The 229-nt window shown below is 52.4% G+C and carries 1 rRNA gene; it reads right to left on the bottom strand.

Annotated features, from left to right (window positions below):
• Nucleotides 1-148: 148 nt before the first annotated feature.
• Nucleotides 149-229: ribosomal RNA gene (gene rrf / locus DPF_RS14490) — 5S ribosomal RNA — on the bottom strand; the annotation flags it as partial.

Below are 229 nucleotides of genomic sequence, written 5' to 3'. Positions count from 1 at the left end.
AAGCCAGGAATGGCCTGGCTAGGAGATGGACGTGGTAAGGGGAGGTGAGTGTGAGGCGGCTTGGCGGAGCAGGGGGAGAGGTTGTAGTTTTTGAAACAAGAAAAGCCCTTACAAGATATATGTAAGGGCTTTTCTTTTGAAGAAGAAGTCCTGGCGACGACCTACTTTCCCGCGGATGGATCCGGAGTATCATCGGCGCTGGAGGTCTTAACTTCCGAGTTCGAGATGG

The organism is Desulfoplanes formicivorans (assembly GCF_001748225.1).
Lineage (GTDB): Bacteria > Desulfobacterota > Desulfovibrionia > Desulfovibrionales > Desulfomicrobiaceae > Desulfoplanes > Desulfoplanes formicivorans.
The sequence above is the reverse complement of the archived record's forward strand: the minus strand, read 5'-3'. Positions and strand labels throughout refer to the sequence as shown.